25 protein-coding genes and 1 pseudogene are annotated in these 24878 nt (G+C 54.8%); all 26 read right to left on the bottom strand.

Features of this window, described 5'->3' with window-relative positions:
* A partial coding sequence (gene fliP / locus LBO03_00240; GenBank protein ID MDR3348028.1) for a flagellar type III secretion system pore protein FliP occupies positions 1-722 on the bottom strand: 722 nt, incomplete at its 3' end.
* A gap of 1 nt (position 723) precedes the next feature.
* Positions 724-1254: a flagellar biosynthetic protein FliO gene (locus tag LBO03_00245; protein MDR3348029.1), complete on the bottom strand. Its 531-nt coding sequence runs from the start codon at positions 1252-1254 to the stop codon at positions 724-726.
* 4 nt (positions 1255-1258) lie between these two features.
* A complete protein-coding gene (locus LBO03_00250; protein ID MDR3348030.1) occupies positions 1259-1621 on the bottom strand; it encodes a response regulator in 363 nt (120 codons plus the stop codon).
* Positions 1622-1667: 46 nt separating this feature from the next.
* Complete coding sequence (gene fliY, locus LBO03_00255) at positions 1668-2780, bottom strand: flagellar motor switch phosphatase FliY (GenBank protein MDR3348031.1); 1113 nt, start codon at positions 2778-2780, stop codon at positions 1668-1670.
* A complete protein-coding gene (fliM, locus tag LBO03_00260) occupies positions 2773-3774 on the bottom strand; it encodes a flagellar motor switch protein FliM (protein ID MDR3348032.1) in 1002 nt (333 codons plus the stop codon). Before fliM ends, fliY begins: the two co-directional genes overlap by 8 nt.
* Before the next feature lie 36 nt (positions 3775-3810).
* Positions 3811-4311 carry a flagellar basal body-associated FliL family protein gene (locus LBO03_00265; protein ID MDR3348033.1) on the bottom strand — a complete coding sequence of 167 codons (501 nt, stop codon included), beginning with the start codon at positions 4309-4311 and terminating at the stop codon, positions 3811-3813.
* 174 nt (positions 4312-4485) lie between these two features.
* Positions 4486-4680 (bottom strand): flagellar FlbD family protein, encoded by a 195-nt coding sequence (locus LBO03_00270; protein MDR3348034.1) that lies wholly within the window; start codon positions 4678-4680, stop codon positions 4486-4488.
* An 82-nt stretch (positions 4681-4762) separates the two neighbouring features.
* On the bottom strand, positions 4763-6460 hold the full coding sequence (locus tag LBO03_00275; protein ID MDR3348035.1) for a flagellar hook protein FlgE: 1698 nt from the start codon (positions 6458-6460) through the stop codon (positions 4763-4765).
* 140 nt (positions 6461-6600) lie between these two features.
* Positions 6601-6993: a flagellar protein gene (locus LBO03_00280; protein MDR3348036.1), complete on the bottom strand. Its 393-nt coding sequence runs from the start codon at positions 6991-6993 to the stop codon at positions 6601-6603.
* Positions 6994-7035: 42 nt separating this feature from the next.
* Positions 7036-7665 carry a hypothetical protein gene (locus tag LBO03_00285; protein MDR3348037.1) on the bottom strand — a complete coding sequence of 210 codons (630 nt, stop codon included), beginning with the start codon at positions 7663-7665 and terminating at the stop codon, positions 7036-7038.
* 14 nt (positions 7666-7679) lie between these two features.
* Entirely contained in the window at positions 7680-9167 is a 1488-nt protein-coding gene (locus LBO03_00290) for a flagellar hook-length control protein FliK (protein ID MDR3348038.1), read from the bottom strand.
* Positions 9168-9220: 53 nt separating this feature from the next.
* Positions 9221-10096 carry a hypothetical protein gene (locus LBO03_00295; protein MDR3348039.1) on the bottom strand — a complete coding sequence of 292 codons (876 nt, stop codon included), beginning with the start codon at positions 10094-10096 and terminating at the stop codon, positions 9221-9223.
* 22 nt (positions 10097-10118) lie between these two features.
* Positions 10119-10679, bottom strand: a complete 561-nt coding sequence (locus LBO03_00300) for a lytic transglycosylase domain-containing protein (GenBank protein MDR3348040.1) — start codon at positions 10677-10679, stop codon at positions 10119-10121.
* Positions 10680-10682: 3 nt separating this feature from the next.
* The gene (gene fliJ / locus LBO03_00305; protein MDR3348041.1) at positions 10683-11141 is read right to left on the bottom strand and encodes a flagellar export protein FliJ; all 459 of its coding nucleotides are present in this window, start codon (positions 11139-11141) and stop codon (positions 10683-10685) included.
* A gap of 174 nt (positions 11142-11315) precedes the next feature.
* Positions 11316-12584: pseudogene (gene fliI / locus LBO03_00310) on the bottom strand (flagellar protein export ATPase FliI).
* The gene (locus tag LBO03_00315) at positions 12581-13762 is read right to left on the bottom strand and encodes a hypothetical protein (GenBank protein ID MDR3348042.1); all 1182 of its coding nucleotides are present in this window, start codon (positions 13760-13762) and stop codon (positions 12581-12583) included. The pseudogene fliI and the gene LBO03_00315 overlap by 4 nt, the downstream one beginning before the upstream one ends.
* Complete coding sequence (fliG, locus tag LBO03_00320) at positions 13755-14768, bottom strand: flagellar motor switch protein FliG (GenBank protein MDR3348043.1); 1014 nt, start codon at positions 14766-14768, stop codon at positions 13755-13757. The genes LBO03_00315 and fliG overlap by 8 nt, the downstream gene beginning before the upstream one ends.
* A gap of 159 nt (positions 14769-14927) precedes the next feature.
* The gene (gene fliF, locus LBO03_00325) at positions 14928-16640 is read right to left on the bottom strand and encodes a flagellar M-ring protein FliF (GenBank protein ID MDR3348044.1); all 1713 of its coding nucleotides are present in this window, start codon (positions 16638-16640) and stop codon (positions 14928-14930) included.
* A gap of 41 nt (positions 16641-16681) precedes the next feature.
* Positions 16682-16984, bottom strand: a complete 303-nt coding sequence (fliE, locus tag LBO03_00330) for a flagellar hook-basal body complex protein FliE (protein ID MDR3348045.1) — start codon at positions 16982-16984, stop codon at positions 16682-16684.
* 100 nt (positions 16985-17084) lie between these two features.
* A complete protein-coding gene (gene flgC / locus LBO03_00335; GenBank protein MDR3348046.1) occupies positions 17085-17519 on the bottom strand; it encodes a flagellar basal body rod protein FlgC in 435 nt (144 codons plus the stop codon).
* A 16-nt stretch (positions 17520-17535) separates the two neighbouring features.
* On the bottom strand, positions 17536-17985 hold the full coding sequence (gene flgB, locus LBO03_00340) for a flagellar basal body rod protein FlgB (GenBank protein MDR3348047.1): 450 nt from the start codon (positions 17983-17985) through the stop codon (positions 17536-17538).
* Between the two features lie 89 nt (positions 17986-18074).
* Positions 18075-18845, bottom strand: coding sequence for a GTP-sensing pleiotropic transcriptional regulator CodY (gene codY, locus LBO03_00345; protein MDR3348048.1), 771 nt, complete (start codon positions 18843-18845; stop codon positions 18075-18077).
* 79 nt (positions 18846-18924) lie between these two features.
* Positions 18925-19845 (bottom strand): tyrosine recombinase XerC, encoded by a 921-nt coding sequence (xerC, locus tag LBO03_00350; protein MDR3348049.1) that lies wholly within the window; start codon positions 19843-19845, stop codon positions 18925-18927.
* A gap of 488 nt (positions 19846-20333) precedes the next feature.
* Complete coding sequence (trmFO, locus tag LBO03_00355) at positions 20334-21668, bottom strand: methylenetetrahydrofolate--tRNA-(uracil(54)-C(5))-methyltransferase (FADH(2)-oxidizing) TrmFO (GenBank protein MDR3348050.1); 1335 nt, start codon at positions 21666-21668, stop codon at positions 20334-20336.
* Entirely contained in the window at positions 21646-23748 is a 2103-nt protein-coding gene (gene topA, locus LBO03_00360; GenBank protein ID MDR3348051.1) for a type I DNA topoisomerase, read from the bottom strand. The genes trmFO and topA overlap by 23 nt, the downstream gene beginning before the upstream one ends.
* Positions 23748-24794, bottom strand: a complete 1047-nt coding sequence (dprA, locus tag LBO03_00365) for a DNA-processing protein DprA (GenBank protein MDR3348052.1) — start codon at positions 24792-24794, stop codon at positions 23748-23750. Before dprA ends, topA begins: the two co-directional genes overlap by 1 nt.
* Positions 24795-24878 lie beyond the last annotated feature (84 nt).

Here is a 24878-nt window from a genome sequence, read left to right on the forward strand (position 1 = left end):
AAAAGCACTTTGAAAGGCAAGGAAATCATTGCCGGCGGCAGCATCATCATGCCCATGGACATCAGCGTGCTCGCAACAACCATGTCAATGACAATAAAAGGAACGTAGACAAGGAACCCTATTTGAAAAGCGGTCTTCAACTCGCTGATCATGAAAGCCGGTATAAGCGCAAAAGTGGAAACGTCGGCCTGGGTTTCCGGCCGGCTGTCGCCGGCGACATCAACAAAAAGCGCAAGATCGTTTTCCCGCGTCTGTTTGAACATAAAAGACCGAATCGGCTGGAGCGCGGCGTTATAAGCGTCTTCCTGCGAAAGCGTCCCCGCTATGTAAGGCTGCAGCGCCTTGCTGTTTATCTCCGAAAAGTATGGGGACATAATGAAAAAAGTAAGAAATATGGCCAGGCTGACCAATACCTGGTTGGGCGGCATCTGCTGCGTCCCCAGCGCGTTGCGCACGAAGGAAAGCACCACCACGATCCTGGTAAAAGACGTAACCATGATCAGTATGGACGGCGCCAGGGTGAGTACCGTGAGGGCAAAAAGTATTTGCAGGCTTGCCGTCAGATCGGACGGGCCGGCTGGATCGCCGATCGCTATATTTATATTTGGTATGGGAAGAACCGGCGCGGCGGCCGCAAAAGCGCTGCCCGCCAGGCAGATCGCGGCGGCGGCCGAAGACAGCAAAAGCAAACAGCCAAAGCCAAATGCTTTTTTTGTATTCATGCTAAAAAGGTCCCCTTTTTTTGCCGCCGGGCAAATTGCGGAGCATTGGCTTGATTTTCTTTTGCAGGTTGTCCAGCGCCCGGCTTTGGTAACCGAAAACGCCTTCCTGATTTTTACCGGACAAGTCTTCCTTTATCCTTTCTATGTCCACGGAAGAGGATATTTCCTTGAGCAAAGAGACGCTGTGCTCGGTAACGCCTAAAACCAACACGGCGCCGTTCAATTCGACAAAAACTATCCTTTTGTTATGATCCAAAGGCATGCTGCCCAATACATTGCCGGCGGCTCTCATCCGCGCGGCGCCAAATTTGCCGCCGATAAGTTTTGAGGCCAAATAAGCCAGCAGCAACACTAAAAAAAAGGCAAAAATCAACGTCAAAATATAAAAAAAAGTCGAATAAGGCGCTGTATTGCCTGTCAGGGCAGACCCCCGATTTTCCAGGTACCCCGGGGAACCTGCGGCCGCCCCGGCCAGCTTGTCCCCCAAGGCGGCGGCCGATGGCGGCAAAAACGCCGGAGCAAAGCGAAACACTTCTTTACCCTAACGCTTTGCGCATTGCCTCTACCACGCGGTCAGGCTGGAAAGGTTTGACGATGAAATCTTTTGCGCCGGCCTGTATCGCCTCGATGACCATGGCCTGCTGGCCCATGGCGCTGCACATAATGATCTTGGCGGAAGAATCAAAAGCCCTTATGTCTTTGACCGCCGATATGCCGTCCTTTTCCGGCATGGTAATGTCCATTGTCGTAAGATCGGGCTTTAAGTCTTTATATTTTTCCAACGCTTCCGACCCGTTGCTGGCCTCCCCGACAACTTCAAAATCGTTCTTTGTGAGAATGTCTTTGATCATCATCCTCATAAAAGCCGCATCGTCAACAACCAAAACTCTTGTCGCCATTTAAAATATCTCCTTTACAATCATAAAAATTTGCGCCCCCCACAATTTATTGCAAATTATTGACCAGCTCAAGCGGGTTGACTATCTCGGTTATCCTGATGCCGAAGTTTTCGTCAATGACAACTACTTCGCCTTTGGCGATAAGTTTGGTATTTACATAAACGTCAATAGGCTCGCCCGCCAATTTGTCCAGTTCCACGACCGAACCTGGGCCAAGATCCAGAATCTCCCTGATAAGTTTCTTGGTCCTGCCGAGCTCTACCGTAACTTGCATCGGCACGTCCATCAACAGCCCGATATTGCCGGCAAGGGCGGGCATGTTTTGCGGCTGCAGCGGCGCGAACTGCACTTGCTGCACCGGCACGCTGGCCACCGGCGCCCCCGATGGCTTAGGCGGCGCGTAAGCCGGCTGGGCGGGCGGCGGGGGCGCCGCAGGTGCGGAGGCGGCCTGCTTGGGAGGCGCGGCCGGGGGCGCGGCGGCCGCCTGGCTGCGCTGCATAAGCCTCTCCACCAACCTTTTCGCGACGTCCACCGACATCAGCTGCATCATTTCCGAATCAATGAGCGATCCGACTTCCATGCGGAAAGCGACCTTCACGAGAGGATCCGGCGCGCCGGCCGCCATATTTTCCACATTGTCCTTTTGCGCAAAGTCGATCAGGGAAACCTTGGGCGGCGAAATGTCGAACTTTTCCTTGAACATGGTGGACATGGCCGTCGCGGTAGCTCCCATCATCTGGTTCATCGCCTCGGAAACCGCGCTCATGTATAGTTCGGAAATTTCCGTCGGCGGATTGGTCCCGTCGTTGCCCATCATAAGGTCGGCAATAATCAGGGCGTCGCGCTCTTTAATGGCGAAAATATTCGTGCCTTGCTGGACGCCCTGCGTATATTGCACCTCAATGACCAGGTAAGGCGTAGGATATTCGTTGCGGACTGTTTCCATCTTGGTGATCGTAACGCTCGGGGTCGTTATGCTTACTCTGTTCCCCAAAAGAATGGATAAAGTAGTGGCGGCGCTGCCCATGGAAATATTGCCGATCTCGCCGATAGTGTCTATTTCTTTGCTGGTAAGCGCGGCGGCGGCGGACGGCGGCGGACCCTCGTCAGCGTTCAATAACGCGTTAATCTCCTCCTGCGACAATAATCCATCATTCATCGCTGTCATCTCCTTTATTGCTGCATACGCGCGTTACCTGCACAGCCATGTGTTTGCCGGAAAGGCCGGGACGGCATTTAAATTTTTCTTTCTGCCCCACGACAAAAGACAATTCGCCGTCAAATCTTGAGTCAAGCGGCAAAACGTCGCCGGGCGCGAGGCTTATCAACTCCTGCACGTTGATCGATGCCTTCCCCAAAACCACGCTTACGGGCACAGGCGTCTTGATCAGGCGTTTTTTCAGCGCGTATGTTTCCGTCACGTCCCGCCTGTTGGAAGAAGACGCGACCCAGAAGGTGGTGGTGAGCTTGCTCATTATCGGCTCCAGTACCAAATAAGGAATGCAAACGGTCATCAATCCTTCCGTCTGCATTATTTTTGCCTGCAAAGTAACAATCACCACCATGTCGCTTGGCGGCACAATCTGGGTAAACTGCGGATTGCTCTCAAGCGTATCGAGGCGCGGCTCCACCTCAATTACTTGCTTCCATGCCTCCTGCATCTGTTCAAGCGCTTTTGCCATCACCCTTGAGATTATGGCTTCCTCAATGTCGGTAAGGGCGCGCGCTTTGCTAAAGGAACCGCCCACCCCGCCGAACAGTCGGTCGATCATGGCGAAAACCAGCGAAGGGTTCATCTCGAACACCGCGTTCCCTTTCAGGGGCGAAAGCTGAAATATGCCAATGACGCTAGGGCTAGGCAGCGAGCGGATGAATTCTTCATAAGTAAGCTGGTCCACCGACGCGACTTCAATGTTGATCATGGTGCGAAGGTGCGCGGACAGATATGTGTTCAAAAGCCTGGCAAAATTTTCATGGATCATGTAAAGGGTACGTATCTGATCTTTGGAAAATTTGTCGGGGCGCTTGAAGTCATATATCTTGATCTTCTTCTGTTCCTGCTCCGTGCGCATTTCGTTAACATCAACCGTGCCGGTCGAAAGCGCGGACAAAAGATCGTCTATCTCAGACTGTGAAAGAACGTCCCCAGCCAAACGCCATCCCCTCCTCTCTATTTTGCCGGCAAAGCGTCATTGAATGACGGCGTTGGTTATATAAACGGCCAATACCCTGTCGGCGCCCAGCGCTTCGTTCAGTTCTTTTTTTATGGCCGCTTTCAGTTCATCCTGCCGTCCGGCGAGGAAAGCGTCAATTTTTTGGGAACGCAGAAATTTTATTATGTTGTCATTTATCTTCATTTCATCTTGCGGCGTTATTGACAATTTGCCGGTTTCGTCCTTGGTCGGCTCCACTTCGAGCGTCATGAGTATTTTCAAATATCGCCCGGTAATCCCGCCGATATTGATGACAACGCCGTCTTTGGGGTCGCCGATCTTTAAGAGCTGGCCGGGTTCGCGTTTGACGATAACCGTTACCGGCTGCCGGTCGCCGGCAATCTTTGCGGCGACAAAAAAGGATATGCCGCCCGCGAGCACAATGCCCAAAATAGCGAGTACGACGCCAATGACAATCGACATTTTAGGTTTGGGTATTTTTGTTTTTTTCTCCTCAGCAACTTTTTCTTCCGCCAAAATCCACACCGCCTTATTCAACTTTATTGTAAATTAAACAGAGCGTCCAGTTCTGCGCCGCTATGGCAAAGTTCTACGCGCGCGCGCCGATTTCCTGTCAAAAACAACTGTACACGCAAATATAATATAAAATTTATCTGAACATGTCAAACCCATATAACAAAGCTCGGCACGTTATCTGGCAAATTTACCAAGCTCGCGGCGAAATTCCAGGATTTTTTTGACTATCTCCTTGGCCGATTCCTCCACGATAAGTTTGCGGCCGCTGGTCAAGGTAATCACGGTGTCGGGGGTTTCCTCAATCGTTTCGATAAGATCGGAGTTGAGGACGAATTCGTCTTTCGACTGAAATTTTGCCAATGTTATCATTTTCATTCACCTTATTAAAAATTTTTTTGCCGGCCGCAAAAGCCCCGGCGGGGGCGGGCCGCGCCCCCGCCCCGGGCTTTTATCAGCGTTTGAGGTTCATAAGTTCCTGAAGCAGCTCGTCCGAGGTTGTTATAATGCGGGAATTGGACTGGTAGCCGCGCTGGGTTACGATCATGTTGGTAAATTCTTCGGCCAAATCCACGTTGGCCATTTCCAGGACGCCCGCCTGCAAGGTGCCGCGCCCGCCAACGCCGGCCTCGCCGATAATGGGGTCGCCGGAGTTGTTGGATTTGGTGAAAAGGGTGGAGCCCGCCCGTTCCAAACCCTGCTGGTTGTTGAAGATGCAGGTGGCTACCTGCCCCAAGTTGAGCTGCTGGCCGTTGGAATAGGTGCCGACAATGACGCCGGCGGCGTTGATGGTCTTGTCCATAAGGTCGCCCGCGGCGTAACCGTCCTGGTAAGGGTCGCCCAAATTGAAGCCGCCCGCGTACTGGACCAATTCGCCGTAGTTGGGATCGGTGTAGCTTACGTTGATGACATGGGGGTTAGGGTTGACGGTGTTGTCCGGGATATAGGAAAGGGCCGTATTGCCGGCGGCCGTTACCGCCGGCGTGTTCAGATTTGTCGCGGCGGCGGCTACGCCAACCTTTTCCGTCAAGGCGGCAAGATTTACCGCCGTGCCGTCGCTTAGGGTAACTGTCGGCAAATTGCTTCCGCCCGGAACAAGGACGGATGTAGCGGAATAGCTCCCCGATCCTACGGTCTGGCCGTTTTCGGAAAATACCAGCTGCCATTCGGCGTCGCCCGCCACGCCGGTGGAGTCGCCCTTGGTACAAGTGGCCTTCACGCCTATGGCGCGCACCGCGCCGTTATAGTCGGTAAAAATTATCACGCTGCCGGCCGTCTGCCCCAAGACGCCTTGTGAATTTAGGTTGACGGCGCCGGAAAACGGGCTGCCGGAGGTGAAATTGCCCGTACTGCCAAGATCGGGCAAAGTCATGCTTAAATCCTGCACGTTCTGGAATTTGCCGTTGGGATCGAAACTCACGATTTTGACGTTGCCGACAATGTCGTCTTCGTTCGGCGTCGGCGGGCTGGTTGATCTCTTGGCGCCCGTTATGCTGGTGTAAGCCAGCCACTGGTTGTCGCCGACCTTGGTGTACATGGTGCTCAGCCGGTGGGCGTACCCTTCCGCGTCATAGACGTCCTTGGTCGCCGATTTCGCTTCGCCGAGCACGGCGTCCGCCATGAGGTTGCCGTTGAAGGTTACCGTCTTGGTTATTTTCGGCTCCATAGTGGCGGTGATGGATATCTTCAGCGGCTCAACGGGCGCGGATGTATTAATGGCGCCGCTGACCTTGTCCGCCGGCCAGCCCATGACGCGCAGGCCCTCGTTGGTAACGAAATTGCCCTCGGAGTCAAAGTAGAAGTTGCCCGCCCGGGTGTAGTAGGACTGGCCGCCGTTGTTTACGATGAAGAAACCGTTGTTGTTGATGGCAAGATCGGTGTTGACGTTGGTGGTCTGAAAGCTGGTCTTGGTAAAGAGTATGTCGATGGAGGCGGTTTTTACGCCGAGGCCGATCTGTTTGGCGTTTATGCCGCCGACGTTGGCGCGCGGGGCGGTCGCGCCCTGCATGGTCTGGCTCAGGGAATCCTGGAAAATCGTGCGGCTGCTTTTGAAGCCGATGGTGTTGACATTGGCGATATTGTTACTGAGGACGTCCATTCTGGTCTGATGGTTGGTCAGGCCGGACACCCCAGTATAGAGTGAACGCATCATATCTTATAAAAACCTCCCGTTTGCTGCCGGGCGCCCCCGGCGCAGAATAGATACACGGCGTTTTGCCAACCATGGTTTCCCGCCTATGCGGGGAAGTCCCTTCAGCCCTTCCCCCTGAGCTTCCTTGTCGAAGGTCCGGCTCATATGACTATGGCGCTGTCGATGTTGGTAAATACGTTGTCTTTTGCCGACGCGCCGTCCAAGGCGGTAATCACGGTGCGGTTGCTGACGCTCACCACGAAAGCCATTTGATTGTCCATCAATATCAGCGATTCGCGCGCCCCTTTGCCTGCCGCTTTGTCAACGGCCATCCGCAGCCTTTCCATCTGTTCAAAGTCAAGTTTTATTTCCCTTTGCGCCAGCCTTTGCAAAGCGTGCCGGGAAAATTTTACCTGCCTTAGCTCCTTTTGCAAAACATCCTGAAAGTTTACCGCCGGCGCCGCAGCCGATTTGCCGGCCGATACCGTATTGGCGCCGGCATTGGCTGATAAAATGGGGTTAAACGGGTAAAGAATCTTGGCATCGCCCATCATCGGAAAACCTCCCTGCCCATACATTTTCCCGATACCGGCCTTTCAGTCCGCAACATCTGTAACGCCTGACAAAGCTATGAATTTGTCGTTTCCTTTCTCGTCTTTGCCTACCAGGAGGTATACCTGCGCGCCCGCCGCCCGGACTGCCTCGACCCGGCCGGTTTTGCCGACCGACTTGCCGTCCGCGTCCGGTTCATACCAGGTAACTTTCTTGCCGATCAAAGCCGATGCCTGGCTGAGCTGGGAAGTAACCGCCGCGTTGGGATCTTCGATAAGTTTGACGTCGGAATATTTGATCTCCTTGCCGGTCTGCGCGTCCACCACCAGATAGACACTGCTCCCGTCCACCCGAACCGACTCGACCACCGCGTAATAGGTTTTGGTCGCGCCGCCGGACATTTCCTGCCAGGTTACCTGCTTGCCGATGAGTGCCGCCGCCTGGCTGGCCGACATGGACGAACTCATGTTCTGCATTTGTTCCAGCATGGAGAAGGTGGAAAGCTGCGCGATAAACTCCTTGTCTTCCGAGGGGTTGAGCGGATCCTGGTTTTGTATCTGCGCTACCAACAACTGCAAAAAGGCTTCTTTGCCAAGCTCGCCGTTTTTATTGGCAACGCTGCCGGTCGCGGCGGTTGCCGGCGCCACGCCGGTAATGCTGCTTACTGTCGCCATTTTTTCTCCTTTCTTTACACACGGTAGTCAACGCCGCCCGTGCCGCTTTGCGTCTCTCCTTCGTAAGCCGCCGCCTCCGCCGGCGTTTGTTCTTCGGCGGTCAACCGCAAACGGCCGATTTTGTTCGCTTTGCCTTCCGGCTGGCTGCCGGGCTGGTTTTGGGCAAAAGAATGAAAATCGCCGAGCCCGGCGTAAACGCCGACGTCGTGAACTTTCAGGCCGCTGCCGGAAAGCTCCTGCCGGATGGCCGGCAACGCTTCCTGCAAAATGCCGCGCACTTCGGAGTTGTTGGAATGAAAGGCCGCAGATATAGCGCCGCCGTTTTCGGCAATGATCCTGACGGTCATCTCGCCTAAATTCTGCGGCCTAAGGCGTATGGTCATTTCCGTGCTGCCCGGCCTTTGCGTAAGTTTTGCCTGTTCCACCAGGTGGTTGGCCAAATCCTGCGTGTCCCGGACGTCAAGCTCGCGCCCGGCAAAATGAAGTTTTTGCGCGAAACTGTCCTTAGCCGGCGCGTTGGCGGCGATTGGCTCCTGCCCGGCCGTTTGCGCCGCAGTTTCCGTTTGTGCCGCAACTTCCGTTCCCGCCGTTTCCGCTTCTTCCGCAGGTAATTTCAGGGAAAGCGGCGCGGCGGCTTTAGCCGGCGCCGAACGCTCCGTCGGCCGGCCGGCCTCCTCTATGCGGCCGGGGGCTTTCACGGCAAAATCCGGCGCGATTTTCTCCCCTGGCGCGGCAAGTTCCGGCCGGACATTTTCCGTCGGCCAGGCTTTTTTGTTTTCCGCCGGGGCGGCCAATACCGGCGCGCCGATGGCGGATACCGCTTTTTCCGCGGGCGCTTTCGGCAAAGGATCGCCCGGGGGAAGGACAGCGGCGTCTTTTATGACCACTAAGCGGTCGCCGAACAGTTCCCTGGCGTTCACGCTTTTTTCCGGCGCCTGCTCCAGCGCCTGTTCCGGCATCCGCTTCGGCGCGGGCGCAAAATGCGGCGCCAGAACTTCTTTGAGATCCAGAACTTCTTTTAGCTCCGGAACTTCTTTTAGCGGCAAACTTTCTGCAGGCGCTTCAGGCGCGGCCGCGCCCACCGCCGTTTTAAGCGGAGCGGGACGGATGCCTTCCTCCGGCAAAACAGCCGGCTGCTTCATGCCGAGCAGAGCCTGGCGCATACCGCCCGCCTTGCCAGCCAAAGACTCGACCACGGCTTCGGCTTCTTGCAAAGCGGCTTGCTCGGTAAATTCCCCGCCGTCCGCCGGGATCAATTGTACGGGCACAATACCGACCGGGAAGAAGTTCATGGCTGGCGCGGCGCCGGCCGTTTCTTCCTGCGAATTTTTCTTTTTTCCGCCGTCAGGCACGGCGTACAGCAATTTAAGCGCTTCGGCAAAAGGCATCGCGGCGCCTTTTTCCACGCCGGGGTCGCCGGCAGCCGCTGCCGGCGCGGCCTGCGCTTTTGCGCCGGCAACAATGTCCTGCGCCGCCGGCATAAGTATAATTCCCGTTTCCATGTCGTTCACCTCCTTTCTCCGTAAGCTTGGCGACTGCGTATATAGCGGACAAATTACAGCACCCCGGCGGAGAGGGTTGCTTCTTCCGTCGGCGATGGATGCAATTTGAGGATGTTTTTCGTGATGGCCGAGGCGCGCTCGGGCTCAAAACCCGCCAATATTTGCGAGGCCAGGGCATCCGGCATGTTGCTGAGGATCAAAATTATTTCGTCGTTTTCCATGTTTTTCAAGATCCTTACCGCATCGGCAGCCGGCATGGAAGAGTAGTAGAGGGCAAGTTTGCCCGCCCTTTTGTTCAGTTCCTGCTGGCGGGCGGCGATGGCCTTTTTCAGTTCATCGTCCTGCCTTTTGCGCTCGGATTCGCGTTTTCGCGTCTCGTCCTCGGCATTGGCCGCAGCCGGAGGCTCCTGCCGTCCGCCCTTTTCCCCCGCGGTCCGCTTTTCTTCCTCTATCGCCGCCAGGCGCTCTTCTTCCGCTTTTTTCGCTCTTATCTCTTCTTCTTCTTTGAGCTTCAGCGCTTCCTGCCGCTCCACGCGGTACTGTATGATTTCCCCGGCGGCGGAAAGGACGGAAACGGCCCATTCGGCCACCGGCAGCAGCTCGCGCGCTATCTTGTTGTCAGAGGCGCGCAGCGGCGGCATCATGCTTTCAAAGTTAAGCGCCGTCCCGGCGTTTAACAGTTTATAGTAGTTAGCGGCGTAGGCCCCTCCCAAAAAGAGGGAAAACAACAAAGTGAAAGCCAGCACCGGTTTCCACAGGCGCGACGCTATGTATTTTGCTATTTTTGTGGGCGCAAGCCCGTTTTTCAATTCCGAGAGCGTTGCGGCGGCGCGCTGCTTTTCCTCTGCGTAAAACTCGCTTTTGAGCGACGCTGCGTTCGTATTTTTTTCTTTGTCCGGAGTCTTTTTGTTCGGAGCATTGTCCGCCAAGGCAAAATCCCCTTTCGCGAAATTAACCGTCAGAGGCTATGTCGTCCAGGATGTTGCGGACATAGGCCTGAGTTTCTTGATAAGGCGGAATGCCGCCATAATTGCGGACAGCTTCCGGCCCGGCGTTGTAGGCGGCCAGCGCTTTTGCCGTGTCGCCGCCGAACATTGCCAGCATCTGCTTAAGATACCTTACGCCGCCGTCAATGTTTTCCTTGGGGTCAAAGCTGTCGGCCACGCCAAGGCTGCGCGCCGTGCCGGGCATAAGCTGCATGACGCCGACCGCGCCGGCGGAAGAGACGGCGTCATGCCGATAACCGGATTCGGCGTTGGCCACGGCCAACACCAATTCGCTGTCAACTCCATATTTTTGCGCGGTCTCCACCAGCATACGCTTTATGCCGTTTTTTCCATGGGCCGCCCTGGCCTTGCCCGGCGGCCTATGCGTTATCGCCGGCGGCTGCTTTTCTTTTTTCCCGGCCGCTTCCAGATATTGCGCAAAGGCCGCGCTCTCCGGCGCTTTCGGAGAAAATCTGTTCTCGATTTGCGCTATGCGCTCCCTTATTTTCATCATGCCTTCCAGCATAAATCAGAATTCATCCCCTTCTTGCCGCCGGTAGCGGGTAATCGCGATCTCATCGAGTATTTTCTGCTCGGCAAGCTGCAATTGGATTTTATACTGTTCAAACCGCCTCTCACGGAGCTTTTCAACCGATTTGCGGTCTTTCATGGCTTTTTCGGCGGCTTTGAGCGCGTCCGCGACTTCCCGCGCCAATTGTTCTACCGCGTCTTCCTGCTTTTTTATCTCTTTATCCATAAAATCAAGGAATTTGTGCCACAATTGCAGCTGCGCCACCAAGACTTCGCGCTTTTCCCTCTGCGCCTTGAATTCGTCCACCGCCGCCCGCCGCCGCCCGTTCAGCTCGTCCAGAAAATCCCTGGCGGCCTTCAAGCGGGCGCGCGCCTGCGCCAGAACGATGTTGGCTTCGTCTTCGCGCCTTTGGCGGATGGCAAGAAGCGTTTCGAGTTTAAATACAAATGGTTTCACGCCGGTTCACCCAAAACGCCATCAGCTTAGTTTTATGTCAAAAGCGCCGCCGCGAAAATCAGGCCGCAACCCGCTTCCTTCCTGCCGGGCGCCGGGCGCGGGCGAAGGTTCGCTTGCGCTTTTCGCCGGCTGCGCGGCGAAAAGCGCGCAAAGCCGCTTGATACAGGAACTGTAGTCGGTTCTCTCGTATACGCCCTGGCGCAAAAATTCCCTCGAGGGATTGATGAACTTTATGGCCTGGTCAATTTCGGGGTTGCTCCCCGCCATGTAAGCCCCTATATTGATAAGATCCTGCGCGTCGTTATAGACGGCGAGGACTTTCCTAAGCTCCTGCGCGGCGTCCCAATGCTCTTTGTCCACTATTTCCAGCATTATCCTGCTCACGCTGGCCAGTATGTCGATCGCCGGGTAGTGGTTTTGCGCGGCCAGCGAGCGCGATAAAACTATATGCCCGTCCAGTATGCTGCGCACCGTGTCGGCGACAGGCTCGTTCATGTCGTCGCCTTCGACCAGCACGGTATAAATGCCGGTAATGGCGCCGAGTTCGCCCGCGCCGGAGCGCTCAAGGAGCTTTGGCAGGATGGCGAACACCGACGGGGTATAGCCGCGCGTGGCCGGAGGCTCGCCGACCGTGAGGCCGACTTCCCGCTGGGCCATGGCGAAGCGCGTTACCGAATCCATCATCAACACTACGTTTTTGCCGTTGTTTCTGAAATATTCGGCGATCGCCGTGGCGGTCATGGCGCCTTTTATACGGATAAGCGCCGGCTGGTCGGAAGTGGCGACAACTACCACGGATCTTTTCAACCCTTCCTCGCCCAGGTCGCGTTCGATAAACTCCCTCACTTCACGGCCGCGCTCGCCGATAAGCCCGATTACGTTTATATCGGCTTCGGTGTTCCTGGCGATCATGCCCAAAAGAGTGCTTTTGCCAACCCCGCTGCCGGCCATGATGCCAATGCGCTGGCCGCGCCCCATCGACAAAAGCCCGTCTATCGCCCTTACCCCGACGGATATTTTCTCGTCTATCCTGGCGCGGGAAAGCGGCGGCGGCGGCGGCGCTTCCAAGGGATAAAATATGTCGGAGTCAATTTCGCCCTTGCCGTCGATCGGATTGCCCAGTCCATCGAAAACGCGGCCAAGCAACTGCTCGCCCACCTTTACGGTCAGGGTCTGCTCGGACGCCACCACTTCGCATCCAGGGCCGATGCCCGTCATTTCCCCCAAAGGCATCAGCAGGACGCGGCTCTCCCTAAAGCCTACGACTTCCGCCCTTAAAGGCGGCAGATGGGACGCCCGGGGATAAATATAGCAAGATTCGCCAATAATCACGTTGGGGCCATCGGTTTCTATGACCAAGCCGATGATTTGCGTCACTTTGCCGGTAAGCAGCATGGGACGCGAGGCCGCTACGGCGTTTACTATGCGATCGCAATCTATCATTGGCGCACCACCGCCTCAATGGTTTTTCGTATTTCCGCCACCTGCGTTTTAAGGCGCGCGTCAACATCGCCGCTGCCGCCAGTGCCGATGACGACGTCGGCCGGGCCGAAGCTGTCGTCGGCGGCAAAAGATATTTCCTGTTTGTTGCCCAGCGCCTTTTTTATATCGCCGCAGGCCGCGCACGCAATTTCGTAGTTGTCCGTGCTCACGGTAACAAACAGCCGCGGCTGGTCGGCCACTTTTTGCGCCGCTTCTTTTACAATCTGCAATATTATGAAGGGGTTTTCGCTGATTTCCTTGTTTAATATCTTTTCGGCCACCGCCATAGCTATTTGCACGATTTTGTCGTCGGCGTCGCCGATTATTTTCTCTTTTTCTTTTTCCGCTTCGATGATTATGTTATTGGCTTTTTGCGTGGCTTCGGCCAGTTGAACGGCCATTTCCCGGCGCGCGCCTTCTATCCCCTCGGACCGGCCGGCCGCTTCCCCGGCGTCCATCCCTTCTTTTTTGCCTTCCTCGCGCCCGGCCAGCTTTCCTTCGGCCATCCCTTTTTCAAAACCTTCTCTGTACCCTTCGTCCCGGCCCGCCTTAAAGCCCTCGTCCCGGCCGCCGGTTTTGGCCTCTTCAAACAGCTCCCGCGCTTTTTCTTGGGCTTCGGCAAGCAGCTTGCCGGCCTCGGCGTTAGCTTCGTCTATTATGTCCGTGGCGACGTTTTTGGCCAGTTCCTTTTTTACTTCCCCTTCGGATATTTCCGCCGACAGTTTCATGCTCAGCGTTTCCGCTTCCTGCTTGGCGATTTCCAAAATCCTCTCCGCCCTTTTCTCGGCGAGCGCGATTATTTTCCGCGCTTCTTCCTCCGGCGAAACATACGCTTTCGCCGCCGCAAACGCTTCCTCGGGCGCGCCTTCGTCCCCTTTCGCGCTTTCTTCCGCGGCCGCCTCTTCCGGCGCCTGTTTTGACTCATCGGCGCCGGTCACGGATTCCCCGTTTTCATCTATGTAATATTTTTTGTATTCGTCATCGCCGCCGTCCGCTCCAACGTCTTCCGCCGCTTCAAAAAAGCGCAGGCAATCGTCGTCGCCGCCGTCGCCGGCGTCTGCGGAAAACGCGCCTTCCGAAAGTTCAACGAGAAAAGGGCGCCCTTTTTCCACGGAAAAGGATTTGATAACTCTATGCAATTACCTCGTCTCCCTTGCCCCGCGAAATAACGATCTCGCCGCTGTCTTCCAGCCGGCGGATGACATTTACCACTTTCTGCTGGGATTCTTCCACGTCCCTGATACGGACGGGGCCCATAAATTCGATCTCTTCCCGGAGCATTTCCGAAGCGCGTTTGGACATGTTTTTGAATACTTTGTTGGACACTTCCTCGGAAACGCCTTTGAGGGCCAGCCCCAAGTCTTTGGTTTCGATTTCGCGAAGTACCATTTGCAGGGAACGGTCATCGAGCATAACGATGTCTTCAAAGACAAACATGCGCTTTTTAATTTCTTCCGCCAATTCCGGATCCTGCACTTCGAGGTTCTCCAGTATGGCCCTTTCCGTGGTGCGGTCAACCCTGTTGATAAGTTCGACTACCGATCCCAGGCCGCCGGTGGTGGTGAAGTCCTGAGTGGCCATAGAGGCAAGCTTGCGCTCCAAAATACGCTCCACGTCCCGTATGACGTCAGGGGATGTCCTGTCCATGGTCGCGATCCTTTTGACAACATCGGATTGCACTTCCGGCGAAAGAGCCGAGAGAATCATGGACGCTTTGTCCGGCGGCATATACGCGACGATCAGCGCCAAGGTCTGCGGATGTTCGTTTTGTATGAAATTCAAAAGCTGCGAAGGGTCGGCGGTACGGATACAGTCAAAGGGGCGTATCTGCAAGCTGGACGTCAGCCTGTTGATTATGCTGACCGCCCGTTCCGCGCCAAGCGCTTTTTCCAATATTTCCCGGGCGTAATCAATGCCGCCCGTGGACATGTAATCACGGGCAAGGCACAATTCATAAAAGTCGGAAATTATTTCATCTTTAAGTTCCTGCGAAACTTTGCGCTGGTTGGCTATCTCCATGGTGAGTTTTTCTATCTCTTCTTCTTTCAGCGACTTCATGACGCTCGAGGATATATCCGGCCCGAGCGTAATCATGAGTATGGCCGATTTTTGCTTTCCACTGAGGTTTTCGATCAATGTTCCCATAAAAGAAGCCTCCAGGAATAAAATTTATGCCGGCCACCGGCCAAAATACGATATAACATTCACAAGCCGCCGGCAAGCGCGAAAGACCGCCGAGGATCTAACAAAGCGGCGCGGCAACCCGGCCGCAAAGGCGCCGCGATTTCAAGTCAGGGGATGGCATCATGTTTCTTCCATCAGCCAGCTGCGCAAGGTAGCGGCGAATTCGTCCGGCTGGGTCGACGCCCATTCCACAATGGCCGCTTTTTTGGCGGCAATTTCTTTTTCTTCCTGGGTCAGCGGTTTGTCCATCGTCAAAACCAATTCTTCTTCTTCTCCATCCGCGCTTTCCGCCGCATCTTCCATGCCGCCCTCGCCCCGCTCGGCTCGCATCGCCATAGGCTGCGCGGCCAACCTCTCCTGTTCCATGGCCGTCCGCGCCGCCGCTTCGCGCTCTTGCGCCGCGACCCGTTCGCGTTCGGCCTCCGCCGCCAACGCGGCCGCTTTTTGTTTCTTGCGCCGCGAATAAAGCATCCAGCCCAACAAAAGCAAGAGCAGAAGCAAAACAGGTGCCCCGTACAAAGCGTAGCCCATTATCTGCCGCTCCGTCTCCTGAAGCTGTATCTGCGTCGCGGTCGCCGCGTTAAAGGGTATGCGCTCCACGGAAACCAAATCGCCGCGCGCCTCGTTAAAGCCGGCGGCGGAAGCGACAACGCGCGCGATGCCATCCTGCTGCGCCTGCGTGAGCGCCTCGTCAATAAAGACCGCTACGGTAACGCGTTTGATGGAAACAGGCTGCTGAATGATCTTTTCCTTTGTTTCGGTTATTTCGTAGTTCCTGGTGGCTTCTTTTTTCTCGTAATTTGACTGCCCGGGCTGGGCACCGGCCGGATAGCCGGGAATGTTGCTGGTGGTCCCGGGCGGGCCGCCCGGCTGGGCGTTAGAGCCCTGGTAATTCTCGGACACTTCCTGCATGCTGCGGAGTATGCCGCGGTCTTCAACGGTAGGCTCAAATATCTGCCGGTCAATAAGGCGCCGGTCAAAGTTAAGTTCAACGGTAACGCGCGCCACCGCGCGCTTTTCCCCCAGCGAATTGTCAAGCAGCGTCTGCACGTTCTCCTGCATTTCAGCCTGTATCTCGCGCGTCAGGGAAAAGTAAAATTTGGAGAGTTTGTTCGCCTCGGCGTTGGCGTTGGCGTTGTTGTCCCGTTCGGCGGCCGCTTTGTTCAGTTCTTCGTCTTCCGGCAGATTCAAGATTTTGGCGAATCCGTCGATTATGGTTATGTTTTCCGGTTTCAGCCCCTGAACGCTATGCGAAACTAAATTGACTATGCCTTCGACCTGGGGTTTGCCCAGCGCGGCGTTGCCCTTCAGTTGCAGCATTACAGAAGCGCTCGCCGGTTTTTCGTTCTTTTTGTAAAGGCTGTCCTCCGGCAGGACAATATGAACCCGCGCGGCCTCGATTTCCTGTATTTGTTCGATCGTCCGCGCCAATTCGCCTTGGACCGCCTGCAAATAGTTTACTTTGTTTTGGAATTCAGTAGTGCCAAACTTGCTTTCCTCAAAAAGCTCAAATCCCTTCTTCCCGCGCGGCAATCCGGCCGAGGCCAGATTCATGCGCACTTGGTAAACCTCGTTTTTCGGCACCAGCACAGATGATCCGTTATCCGCTATTTCGTAGGCTATTTTGTCTTCTTTAAGTTTGTTGACTATGTCGCCCGCGTCTTTGGCTTCCAGCTTGGTATAAAGCGGGGCATATTCCGCCCTCCCGCCGAACCAATAACTCCATCCCAGAACAACCGCAAAAACCGCTGCCATGCCCGCAACGGAAAATATTTTCTGTTGTTTGCTGAAACTATTCCAAAGACGCAAAAATTGCTCTTTGAACTCGGCCATATTCTACTTCCTTTCAGAGGGCAAATGCGAATATTTATATATCATACCTGCATACGCATGATTTCTTGGTATGCTTCCACCACTTTGTTGCGTACCTGCACGGTCAACTGCAAGGACAAAGCGGCCTTTTCGGCCGCGATCATCACTTCCGACAAGTCTTCGACCCTGCCGGCGACCAATTCAATATTTTTCGCCTGCGCGTTTTTTTGCAATCCGTTCACTTCGTTTACGGCGGCGCGCAACAGGTCGGAAAAACTCGGCGCGCTTTCCGGCCCCTGGCGATCCACCGGTTCCAAAAGACTGCCGCCGCCGGGAATCGGCGCCAAAAGCCCGTTTATTTTCATAAAATTCTGCCTCCCCCGTATAACTGCCTTGTTTTCATCCTTTGACCGAACGGCACTTATTATAAAGAAAGATCATTTCAGTAAATAATCCGGCAAACAATCAGCGCCCTATTTCTAGCGCTTTGGCCGCCATGGCCTTGGATGACGCGATGGACGCAACATTAGCTTCATAGGAGCGCGATGCCGTTATCATGTCAACCATTTCGGCGACTACGTTTATGTTCGGCATGTGCACATAACCTTGCGCATCGGCGTCTGGATGATAAGGGTCGTAGACCACCGGCGAAGGGGAGTTGTCTTCCACTATGCCGACAACCCGCACGCCCTTGCCCGCTTCCAGTTTCGCGGCCAGCATCCTGCCAAAATCGCTGTATTCGTCGCGCGGCATGTAAACTACTACCTGCCGGCGAAACGGCCCGCCTTTGTTGGTACGCGTGGTATTGGCGTTGGCAAGGTTGTTGGATATGACGTCAAGGCGCAGCCTCTCCGCCGTCATGCCGGAACCGGCAGCGTCAATCGCGCCAAACATGCTCATTGTTCATTCACTCCCGTCATCTATTTTCAATTACTGTGCGCAGGGCGGTAAAATATCCGCCTATCCGCTGCGCTATCGCTTGGTAATAAATGGTGTTTTTCGCCATGTCGGCCATTTCCGAATCTATATCGACATTGTTTCCGTCCGTCCTCATGGTGTTCTCGTCGACCGTGCGGACAATCGCCCCCAAAAACGGCGCAGGCAAAACCTCCTTGCGGGGAACTATATGACGGCTGTTCGTACGCGCCATTGCTAATTTCCCTTCCGGCGGCGCCGGTTTTTTTTCCTTTTCCAGATAATCAAGGTAGTCTTTGAGATATGTTTCAAACAAAACTTCGCTGCGTTTAAATAGTGGCGTATCGACATTGGCAACATTATTGCTTAACACCCTGTGCCGCAAGCTGGAAACGCTTAAGGCGCCCTCAAGCGTACGGATATCCGCCGCCTTAGCAATAAAATCCAACAATCGCCTCACCTCCGGCCCTTCAATCTTCCCCGACAACATTAAAATCCACGTGTATTATAATACCACAAAGGCACACATATGTAAAACACTTAACGTATCTTCTTCAATTCAGGCAACAAAAGGTTGTTCAGTATTTTTATGTAGGTCCCTTTCATGCCGAGCGATTTAGATTCTATGACGCCGGCGCTTTCAAATTTGCGCAGGGCGTTTACGATTACCGATCTGGTGATGCCCACCCGGTCGGCGATTTTGCTCGCGACCAGCAGCCCTTCGTTGCTTTCCAGTTCGTTCAGGATGTGAATCATCGCTTCCAGTTCCGAGTAGGACAAAGTTGCCAGCGCCACTTGTACCGTGGCTTTTTTCCTGGCGTATTCCTCGATCTTTTCCGTGCGTCCGCGCAATATTTCCACGCCGACCACCGTAGCGCCGTATTCAGCCACCAGCAGGTCGCCATCGGTATATTCGCTGTCGAAGCGGCCGAGCACAAGCGTCCCTATCCGCTCGCCATTTCCGTAAATGGGAATAAGCGTTGTGCGCTTGTCGCCGAAAAGACATTCCGTTCCTTGGCTAAAAGCGCACGCGTTTTTCTTCAGCGCGATATTGGAGGTGGTTTCCGTTACCTTCATGAGCCATTCTACATAATTTTCCGGAAATTGCCGGATTTTTACGACTTTATCGAGCATTATGCCGCATTCGAACCCGTCCAGCAGGGAGTAGCCGAGGATTTCGCCATTTTTCGACGATATGTACACGTTCGAGCTTAAAATATCGCCCAACAGTCCAGCCAAGTCATTATAGTCAACGTTGCCGGATTTTTGCAGAAGTTTACTAATCTTTCTGGTCTTTTCCAAAAGGTTCAGCTGATCCATATGGCAACTTCCTTCCTATAAGATATAAAATTGGGCGCGGACATATCTTTTCGGGGCAGATCCGTAAACCCTACGCACGCGGATGCGTCTTTTTATAAACGCCGGCCATGCGCTCGGACGTAACGTGCGTATAAATCTGGGTCGTAGACAAGTTGGAGTGCCCGAGCAGTTCCTGAACGGAACGAAGATCCGCCCCGTTGTTCAGCAAATGCGTGGCAAAAGTGTGCCGGACGCTGTGCGGGCTTATTTTTTTGTTTATGGCCATGATTTTTATGTATTTGTCGACTATGCGCCGCACGCTGCGGTCGGTCAGCTTCCCGCCGCGGCTGTTTACAAAAAGGGCCCCGTGTTCGTCCGCCCGGTAACGGGCGATAATCAACGGCCGGGTAAAAATGGCGTATTTTTCCAGGGCGTCCACCGCCTTGCCGCCTATGGGGACAATTCTTTCCTTGTCGCCTTTGCCCTGCAGGAGGACATACCTGTTGGCGCAGTCCACATCGTCCATGCGCAAGGCGACAAGTTCCGAAACGCGGCAGCCGGTGGCGTACAAAAGTTCCAGCACGGCCATGTCCCGCCGGCCCAGTTCGTTGTCCGCCGGCAGCGAAAAAAGTTCTTCGATTTCGGCAAAATCAAGAAAAACCGGCAATTTCCTGTCAAGTTTCGGAGTTTTGACTTTCGTGAAAGGATTGCCCGCGATTTTTCCCTCGCGCGCCAGATAGCGGCTGAAGGAACGCAACGCGGAAACTTTCCGGGCGATGGTCCTTCTGGCGTATTGTTTTTCATTGAGAAAGGCCAAGTACGATCTGATGTACAAAGGACTCAAAGCCGAAAAGTCCGCCCCGGCAGGGTTGTCATTGAAAAAAAACGCGAAAAAATCATCCAAGTCGTTAAGGTAGTTTCGCAAGGTGTGCAAAGACGCATTTTTTTCTATGTTTAAAAAATCCGCGAAGCCCTGAGTTTCTTTTTTATGGTTTTCTTTTGTTATAAACATGGCATTTCAGCGTAAAATAAACGAATTCCCCCTTGCTTTTCTCATGGTTTTCCGTTCATGCCCGCAAATGTTAATTATTACAAATCCGTTATAATTATAACAAAATTTGCTCGTGTATACAATACAAAAATAGAAATTAAATTTTTTAATGAAATTTGCAACGTTAGAGCCTGTTAACGCTGCCGTTCAACGCCCATTTTTTGCGTGGCGTATTTTCCGCCATGCGTTGCGCCAAAGCCTCGCGAAACCTATTGGTTCGCCCGCGTTTGCGCCGCGCCGGATAAAAAATTCGCTCAAAATCCGAACATTCCGGATAATGCCAACGGGTTCTAAGCGCCGCGAAAGTTCACGGCAATCCCGATTCCGTGAGCCGATCATTGTCAGTCGGATTCCGCGCCCAAAAGCGCGGCGGGGGACACTAACCGACGGGCCAGTCGGACAGCGGCGCGCCCGGGCGCGAAAGTACGGCCATTGGGCGCATGCCGCCGTTAAAAACCTTCCGCCGCGCAAAACCGGGCGAGCGTTTGCAAGGCCCGCGCCGCTATTTGGCTGTTTCGGTTTTTTCGGCCGCGCACTTTTTCCGACAGCGGCGGGAAAAGGCCGAAATTTATGTTCATGGGCTGAAAATCGTTGGCGGCGGGGTTGCTTATATAGTTTGCCAGAGCGCCCAGCGCCGTTTCGGCGGGGAAGGCGGCAAAATCCAGCCCTCGCGCCGCCCTGCCCGCGTTCAGGCCGCAAACGAGCCCGGACGCGGCCGATTCCACATAGCCTTCAACGCCGGTTACCTGCCCCGCGAAAAACAGCCGCGGGTTTTTTCTTAGACAAAAAAAACTGGTCAGGAGTTTAGGCGAATTTATAAAAGTGTTGCGGTGCATAACGCCGTAACGGAGAAATTCCGCTTTTTCCAGTCCGGGGATCAAAGAAAACACCCGTTTTTGCTCCGGCCATTTTAAGCGCGTCTGAAAGCCTACCATGTTATACGCCGTGGCCGCCGCGTTGTCCTGCCTAAGCTGCACTACCGCGTAGGGCGTCTCGCCTGTCCCGGGGTCAGGCAACCCCACCGGTTTCAGCGGGCCGTAACGCATAGTGTCTTCGCCCCGCGCCGCCAATTCTTCTATCGGCACGCAGCCTTCAAAAAAGGGCGGCTTTTCCGCGAAATCTTCCCGGCGGGCAAGTTCGGCGCCGACAAGGGCGCGGCGAAAAGCCAAGTATTCTTCCCGGGTCAGGGGGCAGTTCAGATAATCGCCGCCGCCTTTTCCGTAGCGGGAGGCGCGAAAGACTTTGTCTTTGTCGATGGAGTCATAAAAGAGCAAGGGCGCCGCCGCGTCGTAAAAGTATAAATATTCCTCTCCGAGCAAGGCCCGCGCCGCGCCGGCAAGCGCATCGGACATCAGCGGCCCGGCCGCGACGATCACCGGGCCGTCGAAAGCGGAAAAATCAACGGCTTCTTCCCGTATAATGTCGACAAACCGGCTATCGCCCAAAACTTCGGTCACATAGCGCGGAAATTCTTCCCTGTCCACCGCCAGCGCGCCGCCGGCCGGTACCCGCGCATGCGCGGCCGCCCGCATGATCAAAGAGTCAAAACGGCTCATTTCTTTTTTCAGCAGCCCGACCGCGTTTTCGACATTCTCGGCGCGCAGCGAATTGCTGCAGACCAGTTCGGCGAAAAGGCCGGTTTTGTGCGCGGGCGTCATTTTTCCCGGCCGCATTTCATAAAGGGCGACGCGCACCCCGCTTCTCGCCAACTGCCAGGCCGCCTCGCAGCCGGCAAGTCCCGCGCCGATGATAGTTACGTGGCTATTTTTTCTTTCTGAGAGCATTTTTGTTTGTTCCGTCCGCACATTCATTGTTGATGCAAACAAGTTTCGTCTGTCCGGAGCGGTTGGTTTTTTCCACCAGGATGCCGGAACACTTGGCGCATCTTTTTTCGGTTGGCTTGTCCCAGGTAACAAAGGTACATTCGGGGTATTTTTCGCAGCCGTAAAATTTGCGGCCGCGTTTGCTTTTAAGTTCCAACAGCTCATTGCCGCACAAAGGGCACTTTATACCGATTTTTTTCAGGATGGGCTTGGCGTTGCGGCAGGCGGGAAAGCCGGGGCAGGCGAGGAAATCGCCGAAACGTCCGTGCTTTATCACCATGAACCGCCCGCATTTTTCGCATTTTGTGTCAGTAACTTCCGGCTCTATTTCCACGGCGCCGATCTGGTCTTCGGCGGCGGCAAGGTCGTTGGCGAACGGCCGGTAAAAGCCGTCAAGCAATTTTATTTTGTCGGCATGGCCTTCCGCTATGTCGTCAAGCCCTTTCTCCATGTGGGCGGAAAATTCCACGTCGACTATGTCCGCGAAATATTCGCTCAAAAGCTGGACAACCGTAATGCCAAGCTCGGTCGGGAAAAATTTTTTGTCTTCTTTTTCCACATACCGGCGCTCAAGGATGGTGTTTATGATGGGCGAGTAGGTGCTTGGGCGGCCTATGCCGTTTTCTTCCAGTTTTTTCACAAGGGCGGCCTCGGTATAGCGCGGCGGCGGCTCCGTGAAATGCTGCGCGGCGGGCGGCACTTTGTCCAGCAAAAGTTCCTGCCCGGCTTTTAGCCTGGGCAGAATTACTTCTTTTTCGCCCGCTTCGCCGTCCTTTTTGTCATAAACAGCGAGAAAGCCGTCGAATTTAAGTACGGAGCCGGTGGCTTTAAGTTCCAGGCTGCCGGCGGCGATGCCGGCGGAGGTAGTGTCAAAGACGGCCGGGGCCATCTGGCTGGCCGCGAACCTTTGCCAGATCATGGCGTATAGCCGCAATTGGTCGCGCGACAAATAGGCTTTTACGCTTTCCGGCGTTTTTAATATGTCGGATGGCCTTATCGCTTCATGCGCGTCCTGCGCGCCGCTTTTGACGCTGTACACCGGCGGCCGGGCCGGGCAGTAGGCTTTGCCGTATCTGTTTTCAAGGTAGGCCTTCGCTTCTTTTTGCGCGTAGTCGGCTATTCTGACCGAGTCCGTGCGCATGTAGGTAATCAGGCCGGCCGCGCCGCTTTCCCCGAGGCTGATGCCTTCATAAAGCTGCTGGGCCAGCATCATGGTTTTTTTCGTCGTAAAGCCAAGCCGCCGCACGGCGTCCTGCTGCAAGCCGCTCGTCGTATAGGGGGGGGCGGGGTTGCGCCTGCGTTCCTTGAAGGCGACTTGCGCTACTTTATATTTTTCTTTTTTCAGGCGCTCTTCCAGCGCGCGCGCCTGCCGTTCGTTGGTTATTTTCAACTTTTTGCCGCCGCTTTTGACAAGTTCCGCAGTAAAAAGGGCGCCTCTGGGCTCCTCCCGCAATTTGGCCGCAAGCGTCCAGTATTCTTCCGGCTTAAAAGCCTGTATTTCTTTTTCACGGTCGCAAATCAGTTTGACCGCCACGGACTGCACACGGCCGGCGCTTAGCCCTTTCCGGATTTTGCGCCATAAAAGCGGGCTGAGTTTGTAGCCCACTATGCGATCGAGTATGCGCCTCGCCTGCTGCGCGTCCACCATCGCCTGGTCAATGGGGCGCGGTTTTTTGATCGCTTCTTTGATCGCGCCGCCGGTTACTTCGTTGAAAACGACCCGGCAGGACGAATTTTCCGGCAAATCCAAAATAAAAGCCAGATGCCAGGCGATCGCCTCCCCCTCACGGTCGGGGTCGGTCGCCAGAAGCACGTTGCCGGCGCTTTTGGCTTTGTTTTTCAATTCCTTGATAAGCTCGCCTTTGTTGCGTATATTTATGTATTTTGCCTGATATTGGCGTTCCGTGTCCACGCCGAACTGGCTTTTGGGCAGATCGCGCAAATGTCCCATGGAAGCTATGACGCTATAGTTTTTGCCGAGGAATTTGCCGATGGTTTTCGCCTTGGTCGGCGACTCAACTATTACCAGTGTTTTGCCCATTACCTGCCGCCCCTTTCTATTCGCCGGTACATACCCGCGTTTGCTTCTATCCGTCCGGAAATTTCCATCTCCAACAGGGAAAATGCGGTTTCGGCAGGATCAAGCCCCGTTGTTTCAATTATTTCGTCAACGGAATAATTTTTGCCGGAAAGTAGGCTGTCGTGGATTTTTTTCGCGTTCCCTGTCAGCTCTTCCGGCCGCACGGCGGCCGTCCGGGACGAAGAAACGAACAGCCTCCCCAAATCGGCGATTATATCTTCCGGGCAGTCGGCCAGCTTGGCGCCCTGTTTTATCAAGTTGTGCACGCCGGCGCTGCCGGGGGAATATATGCTGCCAGGCACGCAGTAAACTTCCCGCCCTTTTTCGGCGGCAAAATCGGCGGTAATCAAAGAGCCGCTCTTTTTGCTTGCCTCAACGACCAAGACGCCTTCGCAAAGGCCGCTGATGATCCGGTTCCGGGCGGGGAAGCGCCATCCGGCGGGCGGATCGCCCGGCAAATATTCCGTAACAAGGGCGCCGCCGCCGGCGACTATCGCTTCATAAAGTTTTTTGTTTTCTTTCGGATAGCAAACGTCTATGCCGCAGCCAAACACCGCGACTGTCCGGCCGTTTTCCGCAAGCGCCCCCTGGTGCGCCGACGTGTCGGCGCCCCTTGCCCCGCCGCTTACTATGACGAATCCCGCCCGCGAAAGGTCGGCCGCAAATTGTTTGGCCGCCGCTATCGCATAAGCCGATGCTTTCCTGCTGCCGACGATAGCGATTTTGTCCTCGTCCGCCGGCAAGCGTCCCTTAACGAAAAGCGCCAGGGGCGCGTGTCCCGTCTCCAGCAGCCGCCTGGGGTAATTCTTTTCATAATAGGCGGTTATGGACACATTTTCCTTTTGGCAAAATTCAGCAAGTTTCAACGGGTCTTTTTTGCCCCTTTGCCTGACAAGGTTGTCCGCAGCGTCTTCATGCAGTCCCGCCGCGCGCAGATCGCGCGAAGAAGTGCCCCATATCAGCGCGGCGCTGCCGAAGCGTTTGAGCAGCGCGGCCATCTCGCCCATCCGCAGTCCTTCCATATTGCAAAGCAGGCTTAGACAATATTTTTCCAAAGGGCTCTCCCTTTTCAAAAACCAATTAAATACAAA

This window comes from Acidaminococcales bacterium (assembly GCA_031290885.1).
GTDB lineage: Bacteria > Bacillota > Negativicutes > Acidaminococcales > JAISLQ01 > JAISLQ01.